The following is a 26,188-nucleotide window of genomic DNA, read 5'->3' on the forward strand; positions in this document are numbered from 1 at the left end:
CAAGAAATGTCAGAGAATGATTTGGGCAGTCCATATCTTGCGGCCCGCGAAGAATGGAACGAACGGTACGGTAGCTATGTCAGGCAGGCTGCAGCCTGGAGAATGATGGGTATCGTTGCCATGATCATGGCAACGATCGGTTTCGGTTACGCGCTCTACCTAAGCTCTCAGGTTAAATTGATTCCATATATCGTAGAGGTGGATAGGCTCGGCGGCGCGATCGCCGCAGGCTTTCCTCAGCAAATCGAATATGCTGACGCGCGTGTGGTGCGGGCGACGCTTGGCAGTTTCATTGCAAGCTTCAAGAGCGTGACGCCAGACGCGGTGGTCCAGAAACAATACATCGATCAGACATATGCGCTTCTACGCGCGACCGACCCATCGACCGAGAAGATAAACGCCTGGTACCGGGCGAACTCTCCGTTTGAAAAGGCGCGCAGCGCCACCGTTGCCGTCGAGGTCAGCAATATTGTTGCGCTTTCAAACCAGTCCTACCAGATCGACTGGACCGAGTTCGAGCGAGACCGCAAGGGCAAGGAAAACGAGAGCCGTCGTTTCCGCGGCATCGCCACGGTGACGCTGACCCCACCCCAGGACGAGAGAGTCATCCGGCTCAATCCGATCGGGCTTTACCTTCGCGACTTCGATTGGACAGCTCAACTCTGAAAGGTATGCAATGCCGAGTTTGAAAAACAGCACGCGCAAAATCGCCGTGCTCGCGCTAATCATGTCATTGGCACCCTTTCATGATGCTGACAGCCGGGATCTTGAAACGACAGGCAACGAGGCACGGGCTTCGGCCATTTCCAATCAGTGGCGAGCCAAACGAGGTCTCGTCACTAAAGGCTTAGATGGCAAGGTCACTTTCCTGTTCGGTGAAGTTCAGCCTTCAATCGTCTGCTCGCCACTGCAGGTATGCGACATCGAACTCGAGGCTGGCGAGATCGTGCGGGACGTCCTGGTTGGCGACACTGTCCGATGGAAGGTCGAACCCGCAAGCTCCGGCGCGAGAGACAATCAGGCTATCCATCTGATCGTCAAGCCTTCCGAGGCCGGACTCATCACGTCCATGGTCGTCACGACCTCCAGACGTACCTACCACATGCAGTTGCGATCCCACGAGATCACCTACATGCCCAGAGTTGGATTTGACTATCAGACCGACACATCGGGAAAGTTGGCGAGCGTCAATGCCCGGCTCGATGCCGCAAGGTCATCGGAGAGACATGCGGCAGAGGGGCTAGACTTTGAATACAAGATTTCGGGCCGCGCGCGCTGGAAGCCTATGCGCGTCTACTCAGACGGGTCCAAGACCTACATTCAGTTTCCCCGTTCGATTGCCGGACAGGATTTGCCAGCTCTGTTCGTGGTATCCGGAGGTACGGACCGCATAGTCAACTATCGGTTCAAGGGCGACCTCATGACCGTCGACTTCGATGTGCAAAAGGCGGTCCTTGTTTCCGGAACCGGGTGGGCCAAGGAAAAGATTACCATCCAACGGGGAGGGCAATAATGGCGGCTCTTTTGTTGCGAAGGCTTCTCGTTTCGGGATTTGCTCTGCTGGCGCTATCAGCTTGCCAGACCGCGGGATCGGACGACCGTTCGAAACTTAGCATTCCGCAATCGGTCGTCCAATCGATCGCCATCGACATGACCAGCCGCTTCGGCGAGCACTTTCAGCCAGGCACAACGCAGGTCGATCTTGGCCTGGAAAATTCGCCTTTGGCCAATGCGTTGGCGGAAGCGCTGACGCGCGGAGGCTACGCTGTGGTCAGAGGCAAGCCCGCAGACCAAAGGCAGGGCAAGACGCTTGAGCTTGCCTATCACATTCACCCTCACGAAGGTCAGATCCTCGCGACGCTGTCCACGCGCGAGTCATCGCTATCGCGAGCTTATGAAATCTCAGGGGAGGGCGCCAAACCAGCCAGTTCGTTCTCCATTCTCCGTCGAGGCTGAGGGAGGCTCATGGTTCAGTCATTGCAACTTGGTTCGAGTTCAGACCACTCCGGAATCGTTCGCATCAATCGCCGGCCGTTGTTTATCGCCGTGGCCATTGTGGTTGTATTTGTGGCAGTTCTGTTCGCTGGATTGATGACCCGCAGCCTATATCTGGACGCTGGGTCCGGGCTTGACGAAGCAAGCGGCAGCCCGGCCTCAAACTTCGCCGACCAACTCAAGAATGGCGTTGGGGACGCTATCATCGGTGAAAAACAAGCTGTGGTCCCTCAGCCGAGCAACGGCCAAACATCGCCGATTCGATTGCAAGAGGTAGTCCTCAACCAGCCGGTGGTTCCAGCAGCGTCTACCCCACCAAGCGAGGAAAGCGACGAAGCGTGGCGTCAACGGCTCGAACGCGAACAGCGCGAACAATACTTGCGCGAACGCCACAGGCAGCACCTTGCCAAGCTCCAGGCGTTTGCTGCCGCACGGGACGCTCCACTTGCAATTGACAAGTCCAAGTTGGTTACGGAAGCGCATTACATGCACGGGGGAACATCACCGAGCACACTACCGGATGCGGACAGGTCGGCATTGGATGCGGCCCTGAGATCAGCTGCGATCGATCCCAATGGCCAGCACGGCAAAGCAGCGTTTCTACAGCAACAATCCAAGGACAACCTGGGCTATCTGCCGAACAGGATGATCCGTCAACGCTCGGAACGGGAACTCAAACGTGGGTCCGTTATCCCCGCCATAATGGTCTCCGGAGCAAATTCAGATCTCCCCGGCCGCCTGATCGCTCAGGTCTCCCAGAACGTTTATGACACAGCGACTGGAAGACTGCTTCTTGTTCCACAGGGCACCAAGCTGTTCGGCCGCTACGACAGCAATGTCACCTTTGGTCAGTCGCGGCTTTTGACAGTCTGGACGGACCTCATCTTTCCCGACGGGTCGACTTTGCAGATTGGCGGCATGCCCGGTACCGATAGCGAAGGCTATGGTGGGTTCAAGGACAAGGTGGACCGCAAGCTCCTGCAGACCTACGGCTCGGCGGTGCTGGTCGCCTTAATCGGGGCGGGCACGGGTTTGGCCAATCCGTCAAACTCCCGCTCAGATGGTGCCGGCCAGAATTTCGGTGATACGGCCCGCACGAGTTTCAGTGAAGTCTTCGGTCGTCTCTCCGAACGCTCCATACAGCGCAACATGGATGTCCAGCCAACCGTCCGGATACGCTCCGGCTACCAGTTCAACATTGTTGTCGACCAAGACATTGTCTTCGACACTTCTCCCGCCCCATAATTCGCTCAGCCCACGCCATGATAGTGACTGGGGCAAGAGCTGCGCCCATCCACTGGGCCGACCCAATACCAGGCGGGCAACACAAAAGGAGCGAGCTATCTGGCACCTGAGGAATAGACAAGTGATAGTGACGCGGCGGCTCTCGCAGGGCTCCAATCTGAGATCCGGTCATCCTGTCGCTTGCTTGGCCAAGGTCTTATCCGGTAGAGCTCGCTTCAAGACCTAATGCTCGCGATTTCCGCTGGCAAAATGCAGGCAATCTGAGGTCAGTCTGATCGGGAAAGAGCAATGAAGCGTCAAGTTCGACCGTTTGTCGTGGAAGTCAAGCGGAAGCGCGGCAGTCAGAAACCAATGAAATCCATTTGGGGCGCTGTCGACTTGGCATCGATAGCAGCTGAAACACAAGCAATGGTGGACCTAACTGGGCCTCAACTTCTTGACTCTGTTCCCACACATGTTGTTTCTGACCATGGGTTTAAACCACAAGCGGAGCTTGACATGCCATCCCCAAACGAAGCTGAGACAGAGCAGACAGTGACCGAAGAGCCTGCAGTTAGCGAGGCGCCAACTGCCAAGAAAGCCAGCCGAGCCAAGACGGCCAGATCGACGAAGAAACGCGCGGCGAAAGCTGAGCCTGCGCCTGACGTTCAGGCTGCCCCCGCTCGTGCGGGTCGCAAGGTATATTCTCCAAAGGAACGGGCTGAAAGGCTGAGCAGAATCGAAAAGGCGATCGGCGGCGGTGATAGCGTAAAGGGTGCAACAGCGCAGGCTGGCATTTCGGAGCAGACATACTATCAGTGGAAGAAGGCTGCGGCTCCTGCCCCATCAGAAGGCGGCGAACTGAAGGATCTCGTAGCGCTCGAAGAAGAAAACAAGCGTCTTAAGACGCTGCTTGCGGAGAGGCTCCGCCAAGAAAATGCCGAACTTAGGAAAAAGCTCGGCCTTAACTGAATGGCCTGTATTCCGTGCCCCGCTCTACTAGCTCGAATTGGCGACTACACATCGTAAGAGCCGACGTTAGGATGAAAAACCGACCGTCAAAGGGCGGCTCCGGGGGCCTTGCTTCGATCAAGTAAAAGCGTGCAGGCATGGCGCCCGACAAGGAAAACCCGCTCCCAAACAGGAGCGGGTTTTTGATTGCCTCGCAAGCAAGGCTATAGTTGTTGGCAGAGCGCGCTTTAGGGCGGGCGGGGCGTGTGCTCTACACGACAACGATATCAAGCCACCCTTTTCAGCGATAGCTGATATCTATGCGTCCAACCGAGGGCACTCCGTCCTCATGGCGCTGCAGTCTTTTGAGTAGTCCTCGGACAGGGGTCGGCCTCGGCGTGGAGACAGCCAGCTTTTGCTCGCCTGCGAGCCCCGCGAGTTGGGAGTTCGCTGGCCCGAGAGCTCCCTTATCCATCAAAGCAAGAACCTTGACCGAAGCATCCGCAGTGTCGGCCAGCTCGCTTGACTTGATCTCAGACAATCCGCCGACAATTGCATTGTTGACGAAATCCCGGGCGTTCCCGGTCGCAGGGCAGCCAAGACAAGCACGTACATTCCCAACCAACAGGGCCAGAGGCATTGCCTCAGCGGTCTGGGCTGCACTCTCGGGCGGTGTGCCCGATTTGATTTCACCCCCTGGTCCAATGGTCGTCGAAAGCGGCCTAGGGAACCTGACTGCCACGGCTGCATTGTGAAGGGCACTCTTCTTACGAAAGGAATTTGCCATGACCAAGACTCCGCGCCTGTCGACGCGCAATATTGCGACCGTCCATGACCAAAAACTGGAGCGAGGCGAGGGTGGCGAGCTCCATCAGATTGCAGAAGCAGACACACCTATTCTAACAACCGCGCAAGGGGCGCCTGTTTCCGACGACCAGAACTCATTAAAGATAGGCGCGAGAGGGCCGACGGTCCTCGAAGATTTTCATTTTCGTGAGAAGATTTTCCACTTCGACCATGAACGCATTCCCGAACGGGTCGTGCATGCTCGAGGTTACGGCGCTCATGGATTCTTTGAAACATACGACTCCTTGGCTGCCTATACGAGAGCCGACATCTTTCAGCGAGCGGGTGAGCGAACGCCTGCGTTCGTACGTTTTTCAACGGTCGCAGGCAGTAAGGGATCGTTCGATCTTGCTCGCGACGTGCGCGGCTTCGCCGTCAAGCTGTATACCCAGGAAGGCAATTGGGATCTCGTCGGCAATAACATCCCGGTGTTCTTCATTCAGGACGCGATCAAGTTTCCCGACATTATCCACTCAGTGAAACCCGAGCCAGATCGGGCGTTTCCGCAAGCGCAGTCGGCACACGACAATTTTTGGGACTTCATCAGCCTCACGCCTGAATCGATGCACATGATCATGTGGGTCATGTCGGATCGCGCGATCCCGCGATCGTTTCGCTTCATGGAAGGCTTTGGCGTCCATACCTTCCGCTTCGTCAACGCCAAGGACGAGTCCACCTTCGTCAAGTTCCACTGGAAGCCGAAGCTCGGGCTGCAATCGGTGGCCTGGAATGAGGCGGTAAAGATCAATGGTGCGGACCCAGACTTTCATCGTCGCGACCTCTGGCAGGCCATTCAATCGGGCAACTTCCCCGAATGGGAGATGCGCGTCCAGCTCTTCGACCAGGACTTCGCCGACAGCTTCGATTTCGATGTCCTCGATCCAACCAAGCTCATTCCAGAGGAAATCCTCGAGCCAATCCCCGTCGGCAGATTAGTACTGGACCGAATGCCCGACAACTTCTTCGCCGAAACGGAGCAGGTCGCCTTCATGACCCAGAATGTGCCGCCAGGCATTGATTTTTCCAACGACCCGCTGCTGCAGGGACGCAACTTCTCCTACCTCGATACCCAACTCAAGCGATTGGGCAGCACGAACTTCACCCATCTGCCCATCAATGCGCCCAAATGCCCGTTCCACCATTTCCAGCAGGATGGTCACATGGCGATGCGCAATCCGGTCGGCCGCGTGAACTATCAGCCGAATTCATTCGGGGAGGGGCCCCGGGAATCGCCCCAACAAGGTTTCCGCTCCTTTGCCGATGCCGAGGAGGGACAGAAGGTCCGCCTTCGAGCGGAGAGCTTTGCCGATCACTACAGCCAGGCCAGGCAGTTCTTCCAGAGCCAGACAGCTCCGGAACAGCGCCACATTGCCATGGCCCTGACCTTTGAGCTGAGCAAGGTCGAGACCCCGGTGATCCGGGAACGGATGGTATCTCACCTTTTGAACATCGATGAGGGGCTGGCCGTGACCGTAGCCGACAAGCTTGGCATCAAGAAGCTTCCCGCTCCGGCGGACGCAGCAGTTACGCCCCGCGATGACCTCCAGCCGTCGCCAGCGCTCAGCATCATTGAGAATGGTCCCAACAGCTTTGCCGGCCGCAAGGTGGGCGTGCTCGTCAGTCCTGGCACCGATATCTCCCTTTTGAAAAAGCTCCAGACGGCGATCGAGAAGGAGGGGGCCGTGATGGAAGTCATTGCGCCGAAGGTTGGGGGCGTGGAAGCCGCAGACGGAACCTGGATCGAAGCTCGGCACATGATCGACGGCGGGCCATCGGTTCTGTTCGACGCGGTCGCTCTGCTTATTTCGGACCAGGGAGCAGAGCGCCTAATAGGTGAAGCGGCGGCACGCGACTTCGTCGCCGATGCGTTTGCCCACTGCAAGTTCATCGCCTTCACGCCGGGAGCGGTACCACTTCTGCAGAAGGCCGGGGTTGATCATGAAGCCGACGAAGGCCTGATCCCCCTCGTCGATGCGAAGGCGGCCAAGGCATTTGTCGAAACCTGCCGCAGGCTTCGACTGTGGGGCCGGGAGACCGCCGTCAAGCTCTAAACAATCAGCCACAGCGGGAGCCGATCATGCAAATCATCCGTACGGAAATCGAACAAGATCTCTCGACCGAAGAGCATCCCATTGTGCGAGTGATGTTTAAGGGTGAGGGGGGTGAATGTGTCATTGTCGACATGGCCGACGTTGACGCACTCGCGGTCGACGAAGACGCGGCAATAAAGCGTGCGAAGGCCGTGCTCGTGCAGACCGCCACATTCGATGTTTCCGTCAATGAGTATGACGCTCGAAGCAACGGCAACTTTGATCAGGTCAGCGTAACGGAAGCGACGGATCAAAGCGGCGGGATCTATATCTTTGAGTACCGCGACGGTGATGGCGTTCGGCGAGTTCCTCCCTCGAGAATGCCGAGTTTGAATGCCGCTCGTGAGGAGGCGCTTCGGTGTGCGGTAGAGCTGCTGGCAGACCTTGACCTAAGCGCGGGTGCACTCCCGGACTGGCTCATCCGCATTTACGACGACGACGGCAATCTTCTAGCAGTCGTCGACGTCCAACAGGCGAACGCAGCTCGTCAGACGGCTGATCAGAAAGCGGACGGATCGTGACGGCTTGTAGGGTGAGAGAGGCTGCTTCTGTCGGTCGGATACCGGGGGGGCGATAATGGCGGCCCAAGGGCTTGCACATGGTCCGCTAGGGCAGAATTGTTTGCATGTTTGCGTCGACATGCAGCGGCTGTTTGCACCAGGCGGCCCTTGGGCCGTACCTTGGGCACAAAAAGTGCTGCCGGCGATTGAAGAGCTTGCTGGCAGGCACGAACGGCAAACCTTGTTCACGCGCTTCGTTCCCGCCGCCCGTCCGGGCAATGGACCAGGCACGTGGGCGCGCTACTACCGCCGTTGGGCTGAAGTCACCCTGGCCCACATGGACCCAAGCTTCGTAAGGCTGCTGCCCACGCTTGAGCGCCTCGTTCCTCCTGCTCGCGTACTCGACAAGCACGTCTACTCGCCGTGGACGGAGGGGCGTCTCGATGAGCTGCTGACTTCGCAGTTCGACACGCTCGTCATCACGGGCGGAGAAACCGACGTTTGCGTTCTGGCGACGGTCCTGGGTGCGATCGATCGGGGATTCCGGGTCGTGCTGGTGACGGACGCATTATGCAGTTCTTCCGACAAGACGCACGATGCTCTCATGGAACTGTATCACGCCCGGTTCAGTGAACAGGTCGAGATCGCCACCATGCGGGAAGTGCTGGAGGGATGGCGGTAGTTAATGGTCGCGAACAGCAAGGCGAAACTATACGATTGTCTGATCGTGGGAGGAGGCCCTGCTGGTTTGCTTGCTGCCACCTACCTCGGACGATTTCGGCGAAAGGTGCTTGTGATCGATTCTGGTCAAAGTCGTGCAAAGCTCATTCCCCTGACCCGCAATTGTCCCGGTTTTCCTGATGGCATCTCTGGCCCAGCTCTGCTGGGCCGGCTGCGGAGGCAGGCGAGCCGCTACAACGTTCGGTTTCTCGAAGGATATGTCACTCAGCTGTTCTGCAGTCGAGGCACATTCTCCGCGAAGCCCACGAACGTTCGGGCCCGCGCTACACTGATCGCAACCGGAGTGGTCGATGTCCTCCCCGATATTCCTGAGCTGGATATGTTGATCACGCGGGGCCGCATCAGGATTTGTCCAGTGTGCGATGCTTTCGAAACAATCGACAGATCGCTTGCTGTAATCGGACCTTCAGCCAATGCAGTAGCCAAAGCAGAATTCCTGCAACCGTACACGCGGAAGATTTCGATCCTGGCGACAGGAACTCTTGATAATGAGGGTCGTGCTGCCGCTGCAGGACTTGACATTGCTGTTGCCAATCCCGCTTCGATCCGTGCTACCGACGACGGGGTGTCAGTACGCCTCATCGGGGGCGAAAGGCGCGTTTTCGACGCTATCTATCCCGCCATGGGAGCCACGATAAATTCTCGCGTCGCTGCTGACTTAGGTGCCGAATGCGACGAACTTGGAAATCTTGTCACCGACGCTCGACAACGGACGGCTGTTCCCGGAATGTATGCCGCTGGAGATGTCGTCAACGAACTTAATCAGCTGTCAGTTGCGTTCGGACATGCCGCAATCGCCGCAAGCGACATCCACCGCTACCTGGATCGTCCAGTCCTATGATGCGGCCGACGATATCGTTCAGTGCCTGACGGCCTGAGCGATATTCCCATGCACGCCGTCGGCATGGCAGATATTACGATCTGTCAGTGGGCGGCAAATCGATCCGACGTGTGGTCGAGCAATTTCTCGCGTCAAGACCGGGCCGGTAAATCATTCCATAATAATTGGGATTTTTTTGCCTTTGGTGGAATTTCATTCCATTTTAATAGACAAGTCTGCATCGGCATGCCATATCATGTCCAAAATACGACATGCTATCGTGAATGCGTAATTGCGTCACCTAGCTCAAATGACCGTCGTTCCACGCTGATTGCTTCAGCACAAGCTAACAAAGGAGAGTGTCCCGCTCCCGGAGCCGGGCCCAACGGAATATGGCAACAACTGAGAGCGACCCAACGGTCAAGATCAGTATCAAAGACGTCTTCAAGATTTTCGGCGAACAACCGGAGAGAGCCCTGGAGCTGCTGAAGGCAGGCAGGACAAAGCCGGAAATCCATGCTGCGACCGGCTGCACGATCGCCGTCAACGATGCATCCTTCGACATCAGCGCCGGCGAAATCTTCGTCATCATGGGCCTGTCGGGGTCCGGCAAATCCACCATGCTGCGCCTCATCAACCGGCTGATCGAACCGACCAGCGGTGCAATCGAGATCGCAGGCCGCGACGTGGCGCAGATGTCGCGCAGCGAGCTGGTCGCGCTCCGCCGCAACGACGTCAGCATGGTTTTCCAGTCCTTCGCGCTGCTGCCCAACCGCAGCGTCATCGACAATGCCGCCTTCGGGCTCGAAATCGCCGGCATGGAAGAGGCCGAGCGAAAGCGGCGCGCCCGAACCGTCCTGCAAGCCGTGGGTCTGGAAGGCTATGACGACAGCCGTCCCGATCAGCTTTCTGGCGGGATGAAACAGCGCGTTGGCCTTGCCCGCGCTCTGGCGGGAGAGCCGACCGTGCTCTTGATGGACGAGGCCTTTTCGGCGCTCGACCCCCTCATCCGGACGGAGATGCAGGACGAACTGGTCCGCCTCCAATCAGAGCACAGCCGCACCATCGTCTTCGTCAGCCACGACATCGACGAGGCCATGCGGATTGGCGACCGGATCTGCATCATGCAGAACGGCGAGGTCGTGCAGGTCGGCACGCCCGACGAGATCGTGCTCAAGCCCGCCAACGACTATGTGCGCTCCTTCTTCCGCAACGTCGACGTCTCGCAGGTCTTCCGCGCCGGCGACATCGCCCGCAAGACGCAGGTGACGATCATCGACCGGCAGGGCGTGTCTGCTGCCGCGGCGCTGGAACGCATGGAGCACTACGATCGCGACATCGCCATCATCCTCGGCCGTGACAAGACCTATCACGGCATGGTCAGCCGCAATTCGCTGATCGAAACCACGCGAGACGGTGCAAGCGATCCCTACCGGCGCGCCTTCCTGAAAGACATCGAGCCCATCCCAGCGGCGGAAAGCCTTTCGAACGTTCTCGGCAAGGTCGCGGCCAGCGCCTTTCCGGTTCCGGTGATCGACGAGGCGAACCGCTATCTCGGCTCGATCAGCAAATCCACGCTGCTCGAAACGCTCGACCGCACCGCCTGATCGAGCTCATTCGGAGACAATCCATGACTTTCGATATCGGCGACGGCGTCGACAGCGCCGTCAACTACATACTCGACAATTTCTCGCCGCTGCTGGATCTGATCGCGGCGGTCATCGGCGCGGTGACGAATGGCATTCAGACGGTCCTGCTTGCGACGCCGATGACGCTTGGCATCGCGATCTTCGTCTTGCTCTCGCTCTGGCGCGTCGGCTTCGGCTTTGCGCTCTTCACCGCCGCTTCCCTTTGGCTCGTCGATCATATGGGCCTGTGGTCCGCCATGATGGAGACGCTGTCGCTGGTGCTGGCCTCGACGCTCGTCGCCATGCTGATCGGCCTGCCGCTCGGCATCGCCATGGCGCGCAGCGACCGCGTGGCAGCGATCGTTCGTCCAATCCTCGACCTCATGCAGACCATGCCGGCCTTCGTCTACCTGATCCCCGCCGCCATGTTCTTCGGCCTAGGCGCGGTGCCGGGCACCATTGCGACCGTCATTTTCTCCATGCCTCCGGTCGTTCGCCTGACCAACCTCGGCATCAGGCAGGTGCATGTCGAATTCATCGAGGCGGGCAACGCCTTCGGCTGCACGGCCTCCCAACTGCTCTTCAAGGTGCAGCTCCCCAATGCGCTGCCCTCCATCATGACCGGCATCAACCAGACGATAATGCTGTCGCTGTCGATGGTGGTGATCGCCTCGATGATCGGCGCGGGCGGCATCGGCAACACGGTGCTCACCGGCATCCAGCGCCTCGATGTCGGCACCGGATTCGAGGGCGGAATCGCGGTCGTCATTCTCGCGGTGATCCTCGACCGGATCACCCAGAGCCTCGGAAAGGAACGCGCCGGTTTCTGCCGCCTTCTTTTCCGCCGTCAGGCGCAGCAGCCCACTGCCTCAGCCGTCACGGCCTGAGGCGCGCCCGCTGTGCTGAAAGAAGGCGGTGTCCAGTCCGCCGAATGCGAACCTCAAAAAAGGAGCAAAAATGTTCAAGACACTCGCTACCATGGGCTTGGCAGCCGGGATTATTGCCGGCTCCTTCGTCTCGGCGCTGGCTGAAGACAAGGCGCCGGTGAAGCTCGGCTGGGCGGCCTGGTCAGACGCCGAATTCGTGACAAAGCTTGCCGCCAAGCTCATCAAGGACAAACTCGGCCACGAGGTCGAACTGGTTCAGACCGACGTGGCGCCGCTCTATCAGGGCGTCAGCCGCGGCGACATCGACGCCATGATGATGGCCTGGCTGCCGGAGACCCACGCCGACTACTTCGCCAAGGTGAAGGACAAGGTAACGACGCTGGGTACCGTCTATGATGGCGCAAAGCTCGGCTGGGTGGTGCCCAAATACGTGCCCGAGGACGCCATCGCCTCCATCGAGGACCTCAAGAAGTCCGATGTGAAGGAGAAGCTGAAGGGCCGTGTCGAGGGTATCGATCCCGGCGCCGGCCTTACCCGCCTTTCCGAGCAGGCGCTCAAGGACTACGCGCTGGACGGCTACAAGCTGCAGATCTCCAGTGAAGCCGGCATGCTGACCACCATCGACCGGGCGGTGCGCAAGCAGGAATGGTTCGTCGCCACGTCGTGGAGCCCGCACTGGATGTTCGGCAAGTACGAACTTCGTTACATCGACGACTCCAAGGGCTCGCTTGGCAAGGCGGAGCATGTCGATGTCATCGCCCGCAAGGATTTCCCGACGGACAATCCTGAAGTCGCGGCCTTCCTGTCGCGCATCAAGCTGCCGATCGGAGACCTCGAGGCGGCAATGTTCGACGCGCAGGAGACCTCCTATGAAAAGGCGGTCGACAAGTACATCGCTGACCATCCCGACCAGATCAAAGCGTGGCTCGCCGCCGACGAAGGCTGACATCGCGCATTGCTATAATCTTTGGTCCTCGCGAGAACGCTCGCGAGGACTTCCCATCGCCGATGAGGGAACGCACATGTCCAGAGACCACTCCATTTCCATGCTCCTCGCGCCCGAGATTGCCGACGACACGCTTGGCGGCCGGATATCGCTGGCACGAGACTCCCGCGGTCTGTCAATTGCAGAAGCTTCCGCGGTTACGGGCGTGATGGCAGAGACGTGGAACAACTGGGAAAATGATCGAGCGGAGCCACGCTCCGATCGTCTCGGCATGCTCGCTGGTGTTCTGCAGATTAGTATTACTTGGCTGATTCACGGGCAGGGCAAGGGTCCAAACCAGATCTAGTAGAAATTGTCGAACCGCGACGTGTTCAGATATGTAACCTTGGGCGTTGGCCCAGCCACGGTCGTAGGATTGGCGCTTCCGCTCTCTGACGATGTCCGAGCGGTGCAGAATGTTGAGTTCTAGGCTAAATCTTCGGTCGTGACGTCGCACTTCAAGCTAAAACCCACCGGTCTACATGGGTTGTCACAGCAACTGAAAGATGAGAAAAAACAGTCAACTTAGAAACACGACACCATACTATCGTTTAAGCCTGCCTCTGCAAACAAAATATTTGCGTAATACGCAGACGCAAGCTGCCGGCCGGGTGGAGCTGGTTAGCGTTGCGGAGCCCGACCGGGGGCGATCCAGTCAAACTCCACTGGGCTTTAGCTTTCTCATCCTGATTGCGGTATGGACGGGCGGGCTCCCGAGGAGACCCATGGAGGTAGGTTGTGGTTTTTTCGCAGGACCAGTTCTTTCAAGCTGTTGCGTCTAGGCAAATCCCAAGAATTAGAATTGCGGGAATCGTCGTGGAGCAGGGTGCGGTTTTGGTCCAAAGACCCGCCGATGATCCGACATCATGCTACGCGTTTATCGGCGGAGAGTATGAGGTTGGAGATACCTTCGAGACCCGACTGAGGAAGGAGTTCGAGGAGGAGACCAATGCGAGAGTGGTCGAAGCTCACTACCTGTTCTGTGTCGAGAACCATTTTCGATACAATGAGAACCTAGTTCAGCAGGCGGAGCACTATTTCCTTGTTAGCTTGGATCGATTTGATGTCGAAAGCCGAGAAAACCACCTGAGACAGGATTGGCTACCCCTTTCGCTGTTCGGTCAAGCCGATGTGCGACCCATCGCCGTCCGCGACGCTGTCGCCGACGGTAGTTATTTGAGTAAACGACACATCGTTCAGATGGCCAATTAATCGATTGCGACCATGGCGCCACTGCTCATTCCGCTGCAGCCAGACGTGATACCGTCAGACCATGGTTCGACGCCAGCTTCTCGGCCGCTAGGGTCGGGCCGATATCGACATATTGGTCACGCACCAGGTCGAGCGCAGCGTTCCGAAAATCCTCGGTATGACGTCGATTGCTTGGCCGGCCGCGCCGCTTCGAGGCCAGGCCGCCGGCGCCGTCCTGATCATAGCTCTGTAGCAGACGGTGCACCTGACTTCGGCTGAGATTCAACAGCTCAGCCGCCTGAACGACACTCAGTCGCCGATCGCGGACTTTCTGGATGGCTTCGAGGCGGTGCAGTTCTTCTTGCGACAAGGTGATGAGACAAGGCATGACGGCTCCAGGCTGAAGCCATCAACCTTCCTTTCCAGCTTCGAGTTGGCGAGCGTCGGAGCTGTGAAAGTCGGGGACTGTCGCATCTCTAAATTGCTCAACTGTCGCATCTCTATATAGCCGCTACAGACATTTGTCGCATAAGTTATGTTATGGAACTATTCCGTTGCCACTCGCCGAACATGGGCTATCAGTCAGGCAAGGCTTGCCGGTGAGGCCAAAGCTCAGGCATTTGCCGGGTTGACCGATTCTTTATGCGTAGCACACCGCCTCGCCACCGAGCTTCGTGTTCAACGCCCGTCGCAGATTTCCGCAGTGATTTTGTTTTGGCGCGCTCACCGCTCCTCTCACTGGGCGCCAGTGAACGATGCTGCAAAGGACTGGCTGCGAGGCTGGAACCGTAGGCGCCACCACTCGTTACTCCTTCATCTATCACCAGGATGACAGGCAAGCAGGCATGGGCGTGTTGATCGGAATTCTAATTACTTTCCTTGTAGTTGTTCTGGTTCTTTGGCTAGTCAATCGGCTGCCGTTGGACGGACGCACTAAGCAGATAGCTCAGGTCATCGTCATAATCATTGGCATCGTGTCCCTCCTCAGGCACCTCGCCGTTTTCTAAACGTTGCAAAGCCCAAGATGAAAGGCTCCCCTATGGCCACCGGTAATCCTTCAGACAACACAAACAAGGCAAACCAGCATGAGGCACAGGAAGCTTTGGAAAAGCAGGTAGCTCAGATGAGGCGCGAGATCGCCAAGATCAATCGGGTCTTGACAGAACGAGCCGAGGAAGCCGCCGCATCTGCGGCCGGATGGCTAGATAGTGCGAGCGATCGCGCATCCAAAGCGACCCAGGCCCTCCGGACCCAGGCTCAGACTGTCTCCGAAACCGTGCGGACAAACCCCGGCACTATCTCATCAGCGATGATAGTTGGCGGCGTGGTTGGGTTCGTGCTGGGTTGTATTCTCACACAGGGATCAGACCAACGACGCCATTGGTACTGATGCTGAGAACGGCAGCCCGGCCCAAAGCATTGGCGGCGGAGCACCGAGGGCGGCCGTCATGATACGGCAGGTAGCTTCGAACGTTAGCTCGAAAAAAATTGAGGCCGCACTAGCACCCGATATAGCGATCTAAACGATGAAAGCTTCACAATTTTCGTTAGTTAGGCGGGTTAGTCTGGGATTCCTGCCGCACCCGTTTGCGGGTTCCGGTTCCTTGTCCGAAGGAACGTTTGGGGTCACCCCTTCCCTGTTCACCGTGTCTGCGAATGCGCTCATCGCTGTTGCTGGTTATCACACGCGTGGCCGAGAACCAGGGCAGATATCACAACTGCAACTCTGACGCATCTCATGGTTCAACACCTCCTGAAGGATAATCATCAGGAAGGGAAATATGTTCATTCTTCTTAGGGCGATGACACGGACGGAACAAGCACCGCGCTCAACGATTTACGATGGTGCTCGGTAGGGTCGCGCAACCGCAGCATCCTGTCACCTTAAGCGAGACAAATTCGTGACAACCGAACCGGCGGTGAAGTTGACGAACCGAAGTCGGCATCGAGATCTGGCGATAGTTATCGCCATGCCTCTGGCATTCTTGGTCATCGGATACGGCTTGCGATACGGCGCATACTCGTTTGGTCACACGCCTTCCTTCGCAGACTATCTGCAGTCTCTTTGTCGGTGGGACTGCTCTTGGTACGTGCGAATAGCAACAGACGGCTATGACGGTTACCCTACCGCCAACCAGACTAATGTGGGACGCTGGGCTTTCTTTCCCCTCTATCCGCTCATGGTGAGAACCGTTGGAACCGTGTTCCAGCTGGAAATACTTTCGGCGGCAGTCCTGACATCAACAGTCCTTGCCTGCGCCGCCTGTCTGGTTGCCTGGCCGCTTCTCGGCAAAGATTCCAGGGCTTATGCACTTCTGTGTGCCTATGTACTTAGCGGGCCGCTTTCGTTTCATTTCACGAGCGTCCTCACCGAACCTCTTTTTCTACTTCTGACGTCTTGTGTCCTTCTAGCTCTGAAGCGCAGCAATTATCTGGCTGCGGGTGCCTTTTCCGCCCTGTTGTCTGCGACGCGATTGGTTGGTGTGTTCATTGTGCTCGCCTCGCTTCTGAAGATCTATCAAGACTACCGGTTGCAAAGACCGGGAAAGCCATTTGCGTACTGGATCCTTGGCAAACCCCAGATTCTGGTCGCCATCTTAATTTCACCGGCCGGCTTGTTTGCCTATATGCTCTACCTTCGGGTTACCGTCGGCGACGGCCTCGCTTTCGGCCATGTGCAGCGAGCTTTCGGGAGGGTCGCGGGCAATCCCATTCTGTTCTTGTGGGAAGGCCTTTCTGCTGTCCCGGCAGAAGGGTGGATACCTAGCCCTCCGCAATGGAGCGCCCTTGTCGCGGTTGGTGGGCTCTTCATGTGCGTATTACTTGCCTGGCGTCGACAATATGGGGCTGCACTGTTCTGCACGTTATGCATCGTCCTTCCACTCTTCACCAATCTCGCGTCGATCGTCCGATATGTGGGAGGACTAGCGCCCATCTTGCTGCTTGGTGCGCAAATATTGTCAATCAGGACGGATGTCTTCATCGTCGTGCTGCTGCTGTTGCTGGCGAGCTGCTATCTGCTCACCCAGGCGTGGATAGGGGGCCATCTTGCGTTGGTCTGAACAATTCGTCAGTCCGAGTTTGATGGGAGCAGCAACATATGCGCTTGCCATCTCGCTGGCAGTCGTAGAGGCAGGCATCCTCGCCGCGGCACTCCTACCCAACGTAGATAGCGACTATCGCGCCTTTTACATCGACGGCACGACAACTTGTCTGAACAGAGGGGTTTCCGCCGACTATTCGATTGGGGAGATCGTTTCGTTTCGTCGTGATGGTGCCAAGCGCGCGAAAGATTTCAAGGTGTGCGGCTGGTCAGGACCAGCGGGTGACGGGACACACTCACTTGGCGAAAGTTCCCGATTGCGCGTCAGGCTCACGAATGCCAGGTCCCCTATCAGGGCAACCCTTGAAATCGCCCCCGTCCTGCGTCCTCCCCAAGACCGACAGCGGGTGTTTTTCTCGATCAACGGCATACCAACTCACGCCACCACCTTGATCGGCCCCGACATAAGGTCGGTTTCATTGGACGTGCCGGATTCTGCTCTCGTTAAAGGTCCGACCCTCGAGCTTGACCTGAGCTATCCTGACGCCATTCCTCCGACGAGATCTGCGAGTGCGATCTACAAACGAGCGATCAAGCTGACTTCATTTCGCCTGAACTTCGCTAGTCTCGGTCAACAAATACCCACCGGCTCAATACCACCCAATTGATCGCCGGGACGGTTGCGGAGACAGTGATGATCGACAAGACCTCATTCATTCCGAACCCCTGAACCAGAACAAAGGGAATGAGACTGGCGATAGCGAAGCCTATGGCGGTGGCGATCACGAAGCGCGGACCTTCGCGCGTGTGTCGGCCTCTAGACATGAAGGTCACCGTCTTGTGTGCGAAGTAGGAATAGATAGCGGCGCATCCATATGCGAGCAGTGACGCGGCAATTGCCGAGAGATCTTGAACGCCGGCAAAAATAAACGCCAGACCGGCGTAGACCAAGGTGGCAGAGATGCCAACGGCGCCAAATTTCGCCATGGGGCTTGCTGCTGTGCGCACCAGGGCGCCCTTCAAACGCGGCCGCTACAGGCATATTGCGCGCCCAGAGGAAAGGCTGCCAGCGCCGTTTCCAGCCGGGATGCAAGAGGTCTATCGCTGGGGAATAGCAAAAAATGCTGTGTCGTGATCTCTGAAAGCCCCGCATCGCGAAACAGTGCCTTGGCCTTGCGCGCGTTAAGAAGCACGGCATCTTCGTCGAATGGGCAACGCAGCACGGCGAGACGGGTCAAGGGATTGTAGGGGTTATGCTCGATCAGACACGCTATGCCGCCTGGCCGCACGACCCGCCGCATCTCATCGATGAACGACGCCCAGGTTTCTGGCTGCACGTGGTGCAGCACACAGCTCGCAAAGGCAAAATCAAACGACCCGTCTGCGTATGGCAGGCGAGCCGGCATGCAGAGGTCATAAGCGTTATGTGGATGATCTTTACGGGCGCGGTCAATCGAGGCTTCCGAAAGGTCGCAGCCATGCAAACTGTCAAAGACATGCGTCAGGTGGGAATGGAGCGCTCCCACTCCGCACCCGATGTCGAGCGCGCCTAGAGGCTTGCCGGTCGCCCTCAAGCCGCGCACGTCGACCTCTCGCGCGAGGAGTCTGGCCTTGGCTACCAGAAAGAAGTCATGACCCAGGCCCGAAAAGCTGATTGAACGGGCGACAACTTCTCCATACCGCGGGCCGTATCGATCAAAGAGCTCGGCCATCAACCAGTTCTCCGGCTGACTACCGCGCCGAGACCAGCCTCCTTGCCCGTAGGATGCATGTCGCCAAAACTTGTCGTCTTGGAAACCACATAAAGCGGCCGCCGCTTAACCTCGGAGTATATTCCACCGACGTAAAGCCCGACCACGCCGGTCATGAAGAGGTTGATACCGCACAGGAAGGAGACGACCACGATCGTCGAAGTCCAACCCTGAGCGATTCCCGCTTCGAGGGCCCACGCCAGCATGGCGTAGACGCCGTACCCCAGCGCCAGAAGCGACACAGTCAACCCACCCCATAAGGCCATGCGCAGAGGGGTGTCAGAGAAGCTTACGATCCCATGGACAGCCAGATGCGCCATCTTCCAGAACGGGTATTTGGTCTCGCCACGGGCTCTCGGTGGGCGCTCGAAGGAGACGGCGGTCTGCTTGAACCCCATCCAGGCAAACATCCCCCGTACGAACCGGTCATGCTCGGGCATGTCCCGGAATGTCTCAAGCGCCTTGCGGCCAACCAGTCGAAAGTCGCCGACGTCGCGAGGAATGTCGATCTTGGTGACCCTTGCAAGGAGCCAGTAAAAGAGACTGGCGGTCGAGCGCTTGAACCAGGTTTCGCCATCGCGGCGAACGCGGCGTGCATAGACGATCTCGTAACCGTCGCGCCACTTCGCGATCAGTTCGAGCACTACCTCTGGAGGATCTTGGAGATCAGCATCCATTACGATGACTGCTTCCCCGGCGGCAGCGTCCATACCGGCGGTAATTGCCATCTGATGACCAAAGTTGCGCGACAATTCCACCAATCTGAATCGGGCATCACCGGCACCAAGCCGACCCAGGCAATCGACGCTCCCATCGGTGCTGCCGTCGTCTATGAAGATTGCTTCGGCATCACCATCCAGGCGGACAAACAAATCCTTCATCCGGTCTACAAGGAGCGGCAGAACCTCTTCTTCGTTGTAAACCGGTATTACAAACGAATAGCGCGGTGCCTTGCGCCTTTGACGCACCAATCCAATGGCATCGTTTCGCATGAAACTCACAATCGCGCAGGTGGCAGAAGGTTCCCAATGTCATGGAGAAATAGTTATGCGGGATCTTGACTTGGCCACGAACAATCCCATGAACCTCCGCTGCCAAGAGATAGCCAGGCCAGAATGCAAGTGTTTGGCAGGAATGGACCCGTACGTACCCCTCAAGATCCGTGGTCAAGAACGACAAAAGGACAATGCTCTTAGGGGTTCGCAATTCTGCTGCTGTAAGCGTGTCTTGAAGGATTAAGCCGGGTTGCCTCAAAGCCTGTCCGTTTCAGATATGGAACCAGCTTTGGCCATTCATCGTTGCCGATAGGGCTATCTGAAAGGCTAGTTTGTGGCGACGATGTTTGCTCTAGCTTTGACATCAACTCTCTACCTGCTCTGGACTTTTGTTCAAGCAGCCTTGAGAGGAGTGCGCCGGCACGATGCTAAGGAGACCCGAGTAGCAGCCTTGGGGGCGGCGATCGGTATCGCGAGCTTGGTGACTATCGCTGCGATAGCATCGTCCAATCTTTGTGTCCCCAAATGCCGACCGCTTGCTGAACTCGCAATGCTCTTGAACTAGATCCGTCTCTTGCCAGGGCTGAGTTCTCCAATGGGCTTGCTCAGATAGGGCGAGTTGGCAAACCCGAAGCGCCAAGCTTTGTCAGTTGCTCTCGAAATGCCGATCCGAACGCCAGATGCGACAGGCATGTCCGAGACGGAAGGCTCGAAAGCAAAACGCTCGTCAAAGAGGGAGATCCCGTCATAGGAAGCGTCGACCCCCAGAGCCTGGCAGAGACGCCCTGGTCCGGAGCAAAGCAGGTGAAGTTGGGTCACGTTGCGGCGTTCAACCATGCGATTGACGCCATAAAGTGGTTCAAGGGCACGTAGCAAAACGGCACTGCCGCGCTGGCAAACGAAATTCAGGCACCAATGGAGCCCGTAAGACCGATACACGTAAGCATGTCCAGGGGGGCCGAACATAGCCGCATTCCGACGCGTTTCGCCGCCAAAACTGTGCGAGGCTGGATCATCTGCGGAGTAGGCCTCTGTTTCAACTATCATGCCTCCCACACCTTCAATGCAGAACCGAGATCCAATGAGTGCAAGCGCAACGGCGTCAGGCGCGCGATCCCAGAAGTACGTGGACTGGACGAAACTTGAAATAACGGACCTCCATAGCGGTATTTTGGGGACGCCACGCTCTACGACCTATTCACAAGTATGTTTGCTTCCTCGGCAGCATCTGAGAACGCCTTTCTTGCCTCGCTCGGCGCAACGTTGCCCATTCTCGCTTCATCCAAGAGGCGGCAGGCATTTCGTAAAATTGCTCCCGGCGCTCGCGGCCACTTCTCATGCCGAATACAATAGATGGCCTCCATGACCGTGGTGACCTTCCTTGAAGTTCCCGGCTTGCCCAGGGCGACCACTACGGGCTGATCGAATTCGACACGCATCAGGAAACAACCAGTACCCTGCCCATAGGTTCCGGCCAGATATTTTTGGTGCAATAACGGAAAAAACCCCACCAACGCTGGCTCATAGCCCGCACCGTGTGGAGGCCTGCTTGGAAATATCCTTGTCCTCGAACCCAAAGATGGCCCAGGCAGAAAATCGGCAGTTGGGGTCGAGATTAATTGATGCAACAGCCCGAAAACTGGCCGGAGAATTTGTTGAGAAATTTACATCAGAAGTAGCCTCAAGGCGTCTGGTGAGTTTATCCGCGATTACCAGGCAGATTGTCGCGATGAGCCACGCACCATTGACTAGCTCGGGAGGCGCCGAGGACGACAACCGCTATGGACGCCGCCGCGTGTTATGCCACTCTCCAAGCGTTGCCACCAAGTCGCGAATTCAAGGAGAACCAAATTGTCCCCCAACGACCTTCCCGTTAGTCGCTTCCCCGTTCCCAGTCTCGCCGATATGCCAATTGACATACGGGAGCGTATCGCGGCGGTGCAAGAAAAGTCAGGCTTCATCCCCAATGTATTTCTGGTACTGGCCAACCGACCAAAGGAGTTTCGGGCCTTTTTCGCTTACCATGATGCGTTGATGGACAAGCCCGGCAACCTTACGAAGGCCGAACGTGAGATGATCGTTGTGGCTACGTCCAGTTTGAACCAATGCCAATACTGCGTGGTCGCCCATGGTGCTATTCTGCGCATCCGGGCAAAGAACCCACTGATTGCTGACCAAGTTGCAACTAACTACCGTAAGGCCGACGTCACTAAAAGACAGAAGGCGATGCTCGACTTTGCCACAATGGTGAGCCAGTCCGCGCAACTGGTCGGCGATGCTGATTTTGAGAAACTTAAAGAGCATGGCTTCAACGAGGAAGATGCCTGGGACATAGCCGCGATTGCCGCCTTCTTCGGTCTCTCAAACCGTCTGGCGAATGTCACCAGCTTGCGACCGAACCGAGAGTTCTACTCAATGGGACGTGACTAGCGGACCCGTTGCGACAGGCTCGCACCAAGTCCGGAGGCGTGGCGAGTCGACTTAAGGCTTGAACTGAACCGCTTGATGGCGAGGATTTCAAGCGCAGTGAAATCAGGATTCGTCCAGCGTTTTCGCATTACCCAAGGCCCGCTCGACGCTAACCGAGCGGCGCATTGGATTAGATCACCAGCAGTCGCCTATGGGGACAGCGTGACTCCGGTTACCTTGGTTGCATCATCGTCATCGGTGGTAATTGAAACCTTGGCTCCGGGAACTATGCCTGATGGGATGGCAACATCGGGGGGCACGGTAAAACTACTTCCGTCCTCCAAGGTGATAACCTTTGTTTCCGGGATGAATTCGCTCACTACACCGTCTTTTGTGGTGGCGAACGCGGCGCTGTTCATGAGGGCTAAGGCACCGAGTGCCATGCAGATTTTCCTCATCATTTTCTCCTTCGCTGAACCCGCCCAGTGTCATCAACGCCAGAGGAACTTCATGGTTGCAAAAAGCCTGTCCTGCCAACGACGCAACATGACCACCGCTAGGAACGTCCATTCGCTTCACCACCCAAGCGGGTATCAATATTGCACCGTTGGAAAAGTTGGTTCGACCTCGGAACTCCTCGTTTCAAGACACGTTGCGGCTCCATGTTCGTTCTTTAAAAGGACCTGGAAATGCACGATGTGATCGACAGCAGTAACGTCATCGGCACAAAGGTTTACGATCTAACTGGCGTCCGGATCGGCTCGGTTGAGAGCTTGGTGTTGACCCGAACTGGAGGCCGCGTGGTTCACGTGGTCCTCATTTTTGGAGGCTTCCTTGGCTTGGCAGACGAACACTATCCTGTGCCTTGGGCCAAGCTGTCTTATGACGAAAAAGTAGCTGGCTTCAAACTCGACATCACAAAAGAGCAACTTGAAAAAGCCCCTCGATACATCTCAGCCAGTGAATTCGATTGGTCCGAACGCAACACTCGACAGATATATGGATATTACGGAGCGCAACCCGATTGGTGAAAACTTGCCCTAGGTTCAGGCAACTAGCATGAGCTTAGTAATGTGCTCGGCTACGAGCGAGTGGGCCGCTCGCAAGCGTCAGCTCATCCCAGTTTGCAGGAAGATTTGTTCCAAGTCTTAGCCGAACCGCCCTACAGCGCGCCCTTGACGTTCTCAAACTCGACATTCGTCGCCACCGTCGATCCCCTGCTAGTTGGCCAGACACAACAAGGGGCCTGGATACGAATACAACCACCTGAACGCTGCGGGGTCGGGATGGCACCTAAATGGCAAGAATCCCTTACAAAGAAGCCCTCACTCGCACATTCGTCGGCCGGTGACATGCGCCGCATCGCTTCGCGACCCGTCCTCGCGTCAAGCACCATTCCTGCAAATGGGAACCGTCCAGTCTTCCGTGCATTTGAATGTCGTGGACAAGACTTCTACGATAGACCCGGTGGGGTCACCGAGCGGATGGACCATCAAGCTGGGAGATTCACCAGTAGTTGGAACTGCTATTCACAGCGGTTCGGAGGTGAGAGAAGCTTACCAATCGCTGATGTCGCTTGCCGATGCCGACCGGCTGAGGGAGGAAGATCCCTTTACCGACCTCTTTATCCTAGATTTTCCCACCCAGATCGTCGTTCATCAGTCGCGGTTCCAGGTAGACCTGAACCGCGCGCGGGAGGCTGCGATTTATCTGTCGCCAGACCAATCCTGGGGCCTGAATGTCTGGCGGAAGAAACCTTCTCTTGCGCTGATAAGCGATGTTCATGCCTTTCATGATGCTTACTACTGCGCTTTGAAGCGCGCATTGATGGATGTAGAGGAACGTTTTGGCAGATTCGTTCTGGTCGATGTCCACAGCTACAATCATCGCCGAAATGGGCCGGACGCGCAGGCTGCACCGCAAGAGGAAGCGCCTGACATCAACATCGGAACTTTCTCGATGGACCGGAAGCGCTGGGCGCCAATACTTGATCCCTTCATCGAGACCTTGCGGGGCCATCGCCTCAACGGAGAGCGGATAGACGTTCGCGAGAATGTGTCGTTTCAGGGCAAAGGCGAGCAAGCGCGCTTCGTGCACGCCAATTTTCCTCAAACCGGATGCGCGATTGCGGTCGAGTTCAAGAAAATCTTCATGGATGAGTGGAGTGGTAAGCCTGACCAAGCAATTTTGGGCAAATTACGCGCCATGCTTGCGTCGACAGTGCCGGTCTTAGAGGCGGCTCTGCGAGGGATGGAATGAATCCAAAGCTGGCCGCTCCAGACCCTACGCTAGCACCAGTAGAAGCCGATATCGACGCCCTGCTCAAACAGGGCAGGCCAATACGCCATGAATTTGCCGATGGCGGCCGGTTACACATAGATCGGCCTTTGCCCTTTCTATGCGTCTATATAGGATCAGACCACACAGCTGCGTTCGATGCCGCCTCTGCCAACGCCTCTTATTTGATCGCCCCCCATCCCAGGCTCGCTAGTCAAGTGGCTCGATTGGTTGCGATGAAAATGTTTCGACAGTGCGGAGCATTCCTGATCATCGACATCGGAGAGTTGAGCATAGACAGGTTCCTGACTGACGATGCTCCTTTTCTCCCACCATTCGAAATTGCTCTGGCAACCGGTAATACCGCTCAGGAAAAGGCTGCACTCAAACGTTTTGCTGCTGCGGCTGCTGAGCGAGAGGTAAAATATCGGACGCCGCGTGTCTGCGACCTCAACCTAGCCGAATGGCAAGGGCCGCAGCTTTCTGACGTTCTCGGAAAGATACCATGTCTCATCGTCCGCTTTGCGCCGATCTACCGGATGACCGGCGACAATGGCGTCTACCCGGCTTTGCGCGATCTTGTTGTGAGCAACATTGTGGATTCCACGCTGCAGGCAGTAAGCGCTTTCCTCCAGGCGTCGAAGCTGCCCTCCCCGACTACCCATCGTTCGCTGGGACGGCGTGTGTTTATCGAGGCAGTCGCGCGAGCCGATCGCGACATTGATAAGGTAGCGTCTGCCTTCGACTTTCTGCTTGCGGTGACGCCAATCAATTCCGAGCAGGGGTATCTGGAGTTTGAGGCAAACGGATTCCAACGGATGCCGACCCTACTCTATCGGCCGCTCCCCTTCGACGTCTCCGCAGAGAAGCGAAAACTCTACTCGGTTTCGCTCGATCATCTCGAGGATCCCCTTCTTGCCGGACTTCTTTGCGAAAAACAGCAAGAACTTGATCTCCAATTGTCGATGCTCGCGTCCCGCGAAACCTCACGCTTTGCTGAATTGGGACGTGCCCTCTATGGAAACGTCGAGCCCGACCTGGCCGTAAGGGCAGGAAGAATTCTCAACAACGTGGCTGTCGCCAAGCGGAAGGCAGGAGCAAAAAGTCTCAGCGCAGATGCCGTCGCTGCAGCAGCGCGAGAAATGATTGCTCGATACAGCGCTGCCTGCCCCGATTTCAAGGCGTCCGTGGAAATTCGCGCGGATTTGCCAGCTGGTCTCTTGGTATCTCGAAACCGGCTTCTGGTGTCGCGGAATACTTCTGTCCCGCCCGAGCGTCTGATGGCGCTGTTAAGTCACGAGATCGGCGTTCATTTGCTCACCTATTTTAACGGGGAGACGCAGGGACTTTCCATGCTCCGTAACGGCCTGGCGGGTTATGAGGGCATGCAGGAAGGGCTCGCTGTGTTGGCGGAATATCTCGTCGGTGGCATGACAGCAACGCGGCTGAGGCTGATTGCGGCAAGGGTTCTCGCCTGCCAAGCAATGCTCGATGGCGCTACGTTCGAAGAAACTTTCAGGATACTCAAAGACGATTTCAGTTTCGATTGCCCCGCCGCCTACAACGTGGTGTTGCGTGTGTTCCGAGGTGGTGGCCTTGCCAAAGACGCCATCTATTTGCGCGGCGTACTACAAGTCCTCCATCACCTGAGGAACGGTGGCAGCCTAACGCCTTTTTGGGTAGGCAAAATCTCGGCCGCCCATTTCGGCGCGATTGAAGAGCTCCGCACCAGAGGCTTGCTTCGTGCACCTCGATTTGAACCTGCATTCCTGTCGTCTCAAGTGGCGCGGCCGCGCCTTAAGAAGGCGATGGCTGGGATGGATCCAATCGACATGATTTCGACATGACAGGAGCT

At 57.1% G+C, this 26,188-nt stretch carries 27 protein-coding genes and 1 pseudogene; 21 read left to right on the forward strand and 7 right to left on the reverse strand.

Going from position 1 to position 26,188, the window contains the following annotated elements; all coding sequences use genetic code 11:
- The first annotated feature begins 6 nt into the window (after positions 1-6).
- The 14 genes from trbF (at position 7) to GGR00_RS24260 (ending at position 13,879) form a co-directional block, all read left to right on the forward strand.
- Complete coding sequence (trbF, locus tag GGR00_RS24195) at positions 7-666, forward strand: conjugal transfer protein TrbF (protein ID WP_184701713.1); 660 nt, start codon at positions 7-9, stop codon at positions 664-666.
- Positions 667-727: 61 nt separating this feature from the next.
- Positions 728-1,513, forward strand: a complete 786-nt coding sequence (gene trbG, locus GGR00_RS24200) for a P-type conjugative transfer protein TrbG (protein ID WP_246441618.1) — start codon at positions 728-730, stop codon at positions 1,511-1,513.
- The gene (locus GGR00_RS24205) at positions 1,513-1,956 is read left to right on the forward strand and encodes a conjugal transfer protein TrbH (RefSeq protein ID WP_184701717.1); all 444 of its coding nucleotides are present in this window, start codon (positions 1,513-1,515) and stop codon (positions 1,954-1,956) included. The genes trbG and GGR00_RS24205 overlap by 1 nt, the downstream gene beginning before the upstream one ends.
- Positions 1,957-1,965: 9 nt before the next feature.
- Positions 1,966-3,240 (forward strand): IncP-type conjugal transfer protein TrbI, encoded by a 1,275-nt coding sequence (trbI, locus tag GGR00_RS24210; RefSeq protein WP_184701719.1) that lies wholly within the window; start codon positions 1,966-1,968, stop codon positions 3,238-3,240.
- Between the two features lie 288 nt (positions 3,241-3,528).
- The gene (locus GGR00_RS24215; protein WP_184701720.1) at positions 3,529-4,191 is read left to right on the forward strand and encodes a transposase; all 663 of its coding nucleotides are present in this window, start codon (positions 3,529-3,531) and stop codon (positions 4,189-4,191) included.
- Between the two features lie 764 nt (positions 4,192-4,955).
- Positions 4,956-7,067: a catalase gene (gene katE, locus GGR00_RS24220; protein WP_184701722.1), complete on the forward strand. Its 2,112-nt coding sequence runs from the start codon at positions 4,956-4,958 to the stop codon at positions 7,065-7,067.
- Positions 7,068-7,093: 26 nt separating this feature from the next.
- Positions 7,094-7,627: a DUF6894 family protein gene (locus GGR00_RS28355; protein ID WP_246441605.1), complete on the forward strand. Its 534-nt coding sequence runs from the start codon at positions 7,094-7,096 to the stop codon at positions 7,625-7,627.
- Between the two features lie 55 nt (positions 7,628-7,682).
- On the forward strand, positions 7,683-8,288 hold the full coding sequence (locus tag GGR00_RS24230) for a cysteine hydrolase family protein (protein ID WP_184701724.1): 606 nt from the start codon (positions 7,683-7,685) through the stop codon (positions 8,286-8,288).
- Positions 8,289-8,291: 3 nt separating this feature from the next.
- Positions 8,292-9,188 (forward strand): NAD(P)/FAD-dependent oxidoreductase, encoded by an 897-nt coding sequence (locus GGR00_RS24235; RefSeq protein ID WP_184701726.1) that lies wholly within the window; start codon positions 8,292-8,294, stop codon positions 9,186-9,188.
- A 371-nt stretch (positions 9,189-9,559) separates the two neighbouring features.
- Entirely contained in the window at positions 9,560-10,774 is a 1,215-nt protein-coding gene (gene proV / locus GGR00_RS24240; RefSeq protein WP_184701728.1) for a glycine betaine/L-proline ABC transporter ATP-binding protein ProV, read from the forward strand.
- A 23-nt stretch (positions 10,775-10,797) separates the two neighbouring features.
- Entirely contained in the window at positions 10,798-11,682 is an 885-nt protein-coding gene (locus tag GGR00_RS24245) for an ABC transporter permease (protein ID WP_184701730.1), read from the forward strand.
- A gap of 70 nt (positions 11,683-11,752) precedes the next feature.
- The gene (locus GGR00_RS24250; protein ID WP_184701732.1) at positions 11,753-12,628 is read left to right on the forward strand and encodes a glycine betaine ABC transporter substrate-binding protein; all 876 of its coding nucleotides are present in this window, start codon (positions 11,753-11,755) and stop codon (positions 12,626-12,628) included.
- A 76-nt stretch (positions 12,629-12,704) separates the two neighbouring features.
- The gene (locus GGR00_RS24255) at positions 12,705-12,974 is read left to right on the forward strand and encodes a helix-turn-helix domain-containing protein (RefSeq protein ID WP_244487778.1); all 270 of its coding nucleotides are present in this window, start codon (positions 12,705-12,707) and stop codon (positions 12,972-12,974) included.
- A 431-nt stretch (positions 12,975-13,405) separates the two neighbouring features.
- A complete protein-coding gene (locus tag GGR00_RS24260; protein ID WP_184701734.1) occupies positions 13,406-13,879 on the forward strand; it encodes an NUDIX domain-containing protein in 474 nt (157 codons plus the stop codon).
- A 43-nt stretch (positions 13,880-13,922) separates the two neighbouring features.
- On the opposite strand, the pseudogene GGR00_RS24265 reads toward GGR00_RS24260, so the two are convergent.
- Positions 13,923-14,246: pseudogene (locus GGR00_RS24265) on the reverse strand (helix-turn-helix domain-containing protein); the annotation flags it as partial.
- Between the two features lie 457 nt (positions 14,247-14,703).
- On the opposite strand from GGR00_RS24265, the gene GGR00_RS28615 reads away from it, so the two are divergent.
- From GGR00_RS28615 to GGR00_RS24275, 3 genes are all read left to right on the forward strand, one after another.
- Positions 14,704-14,865: a Thivi_2564 family membrane protein gene (locus GGR00_RS28615; RefSeq protein WP_156381151.1), complete on the forward strand. Its 162-nt coding sequence runs from the start codon at positions 14,704-14,706 to the stop codon at positions 14,863-14,865.
- Between the two features lie 894 nt (positions 14,866-15,759).
- Positions 15,760-16,920, forward strand: coding sequence for a hypothetical protein (locus GGR00_RS24270; protein WP_184701736.1), 1,161 nt, complete (start codon positions 15,760-15,762; stop codon positions 16,918-16,920).
- Entirely contained in the window at positions 16,907-17,569 is a 663-nt protein-coding gene (locus GGR00_RS24275) for a hypothetical protein (protein ID WP_246441609.1), read from the forward strand. Before GGR00_RS24270 ends, GGR00_RS24275 begins: the two co-directional genes overlap by 14 nt.
- On the opposite strand, the gene GGR00_RS24280 is transcribed toward GGR00_RS24275, so the two are convergent.
- The 5 genes from GGR00_RS24280 to GGR00_RS28685 form a co-directional block, all read right to left on the reverse strand.
- Positions 17,523-17,888 carry a GtrA family protein gene (locus GGR00_RS24280; RefSeq protein ID WP_055972489.1) on the reverse strand — a complete coding sequence of 122 codons (366 nt, stop codon included), beginning with the start codon at positions 17,886-17,888 and terminating at the stop codon, positions 17,523-17,525. The genes GGR00_RS24275 and GGR00_RS24280 overlap by 47 nt on opposite strands.
- A gap of 32 nt (positions 17,889-17,920) precedes the next feature.
- On the reverse strand, positions 17,921-18,613 hold the full coding sequence (locus tag GGR00_RS24285) for a class I SAM-dependent methyltransferase (protein WP_055972486.1): 693 nt from the start codon (positions 18,611-18,613) through the stop codon (positions 17,921-17,923).
- Positions 18,613-19,644 (reverse strand): glycosyltransferase family 2 protein, encoded by a 1,032-nt coding sequence (locus tag GGR00_RS24290; protein ID WP_055972483.1) that lies wholly within the window; start codon positions 19,642-19,644, stop codon positions 18,613-18,615. Before GGR00_RS24290 ends, GGR00_RS24285 begins: the two co-directional genes overlap by 1 nt.
- Positions 19,645-20,208: 564 nt before the next feature.
- Positions 20,209-20,817, reverse strand: a complete 609-nt coding sequence (locus tag GGR00_RS24295; RefSeq protein WP_082496442.1) for a DNA-3-methyladenine glycosylase — start codon at positions 20,815-20,817, stop codon at positions 20,209-20,211.
- A gap of 17 nt (positions 20,818-20,834) precedes the next feature.
- Entirely contained in the window at positions 20,835-21,086 is a 252-nt protein-coding gene (locus GGR00_RS28685; RefSeq protein ID WP_082496441.1) for a DUF982 domain-containing protein, read from the reverse strand.
- Between the two features lie 412 nt (positions 21,087-21,498).
- Between GGR00_RS28685 and GGR00_RS24305 the strand changes: the two genes are divergently transcribed.
- Entirely contained in the window at positions 21,499-22,077 is a 579-nt protein-coding gene (locus tag GGR00_RS24305; RefSeq protein WP_280137932.1) for a peroxidase-related enzyme, read from the forward strand.
- Positions 22,078-22,265: 188 nt separating this feature from the next.
- On the opposite strand, the gene GGR00_RS24310 is transcribed toward GGR00_RS24305, so the two are convergent.
- On the reverse strand, positions 22,266-22,499 hold the full coding sequence (locus tag GGR00_RS24310; protein WP_244487776.1) for a DUF1344 domain-containing protein: 234 nt from the start codon (positions 22,497-22,499) through the stop codon (positions 22,266-22,268).
- Between the two features lie 246 nt (positions 22,500-22,745).
- Here GGR00_RS24310 and GGR00_RS24315 point away from each other — a divergent pair, with 246 nt between their 5' ends.
- The 3 genes from GGR00_RS24315 (at position 22,746) to GGR00_RS24325 (ending at position 26,180) form a co-directional block, all read left to right on the forward strand.
- A complete protein-coding gene (locus tag GGR00_RS24315) occupies positions 22,746-23,087 on the forward strand; it encodes a PRC-barrel domain-containing protein (RefSeq protein WP_184701739.1) in 342 nt (113 codons plus the stop codon).
- A gap of 409 nt (positions 23,088-23,496) precedes the next feature.
- Entirely contained in the window at positions 23,497-24,315 is an 819-nt protein-coding gene (locus tag GGR00_RS24320) for an N-formylglutamate amidohydrolase (RefSeq protein ID WP_055972681.1), read from the forward strand.
- Complete coding sequence (locus GGR00_RS24325) at positions 24,312-26,180, forward strand: flavohemoglobin expression-modulating QEGLA motif protein (RefSeq protein ID WP_184701741.1); 1,869 nt, start codon at positions 24,312-24,314, stop codon at positions 26,178-26,180. Before GGR00_RS24320 ends, GGR00_RS24325 begins: the two co-directional genes overlap by 4 nt.
- The last annotated feature ends 8 nt before the right edge of the window (positions 26,181-26,188 follow it).

It is taken from the genome of Aminobacter aganoensis, assembly GCF_014206975.1.
In the GTDB taxonomy this organism is placed as follows: domain Bacteria; phylum Pseudomonadota; class Alphaproteobacteria; order Rhizobiales; family Rhizobiaceae; genus Aminobacter; species Aminobacter aganoensis.

Bases quoted from the DNA above. Each gene is read 5' to 3' on its own strand.
- GGR00_RS24250 (WP_184701732.1), top strand. From the start codon at position 11,753: ATGTTCAAGACACTCGCTACCATGGGCTTGGCAGCCGGGATTATTGCC.
- GGR00_RS24215 (WP_184701720.1), top strand. From the start codon at position 3,529: ATGAAGCGTCAAGTTCGACCGTTTGTCGTGGAAGTCAAGCGGAAGCGC.
- GGR00_RS28615 (WP_156381151.1), top strand. From the start codon at position 14,704: ATGGGCGTGTTGATCGGAATTCTAATTACTTTCCTTGTAGTTGTTCTG.
- katE (WP_184701722.1), top strand. From the start codon at position 4,956: ATGACCAAGACTCCGCGCCTGTCGACGCGCAATATTGCGACCGTCCAT.
- GGR00_RS24290 (WP_055972483.1), bottom strand. From the start codon at position 19,644: ATGCGAAACGATGCCATTGGATTGGTGCGTCAAAGGCGCAAGGCACCG.
- GGR00_RS24310 (WP_244487776.1), bottom strand. From the start codon at position 22,499: ATGGCACTCGGTGCCTTAGCCCTCATGAACAGCGCCGCGTTCGCCACC.
- GGR00_RS28685 (WP_082496441.1), bottom strand. From the start codon at position 21,086: ATGCGTGTCGAATTCGATCAGCCCGTAGTGGTCGCCCTGGGCAAGCCG.
- GGR00_RS24285 (WP_055972486.1), bottom strand. From the start codon at position 18,613: ATGGCCGAGCTCTTTGATCGATACGGCCCGCGGTATGGAGAAGTTGTC.
- GGR00_RS24255 (WP_244487778.1), top strand. From the start codon at position 12,705: ATGTCCAGAGACCACTCCATTTCCATGCTCCTCGCGCCCGAGATTGCC.
- GGR00_RS24230 (WP_184701724.1), top strand. From the start codon at position 7,683: ATGGCGGCCCAAGGGCTTGCACATGGTCCGCTAGGGCAGAATTGTTTG.
- proV (WP_184701728.1), top strand. From the start codon at position 9,560: ATGGCAACAACTGAGAGCGACCCAACGGTCAAGATCAGTATCAAAGAC.
- GGR00_RS24205 (WP_184701717.1), top strand. From the start codon at position 1,513: ATGGCGGCTCTTTTGTTGCGAAGGCTTCTCGTTTCGGGATTTGCTCTG.
- GGR00_RS24280 (WP_055972489.1), bottom strand. From the start codon at position 17,888: ATGGCGAAATTTGGCGCCGTTGGCATCTCTGCCACCTTGGTCTACGCC.
- GGR00_RS24245 (WP_184701730.1), top strand. From the start codon at position 10,798: ATGACTTTCGATATCGGCGACGGCGTCGACAGCGCCGTCAACTACATA.
- trbF (WP_184701713.1), top strand. From the start codon at position 7: ATGTCAGAGAATGATTTGGGCAGTCCATATCTTGCGGCCCGCGAAGAA.
- GGR00_RS24325 (WP_184701741.1), top strand. From the start codon at position 24,312: ATGAATCCAAAGCTGGCCGCTCCAGACCCTACGCTAGCACCAGTAGAA.
- GGR00_RS24235 (WP_184701726.1), top strand. From the start codon at position 8,292: ATGGTCGCGAACAGCAAGGCGAAACTATACGATTGTCTGATCGTGGGA.
- trbI (WP_184701719.1), top strand. From the start codon at position 1,966: ATGGTTCAGTCATTGCAACTTGGTTCGAGTTCAGACCACTCCGGAATC.
- GGR00_RS24315 (WP_184701739.1), top strand. From the start codon at position 22,746: ATGCACGATGTGATCGACAGCAGTAACGTCATCGGCACAAAGGTTTAC.
- GGR00_RS28355 (WP_246441605.1), top strand. From the start codon at position 7,094: ATGCAAATCATCCGTACGGAAATCGAACAAGATCTCTCGACCGAAGAG.
- trbG (WP_246441618.1), top strand. From the start codon at position 728: ATGTCATTGGCACCCTTTCATGATGCTGACAGCCGGGATCTTGAAACG.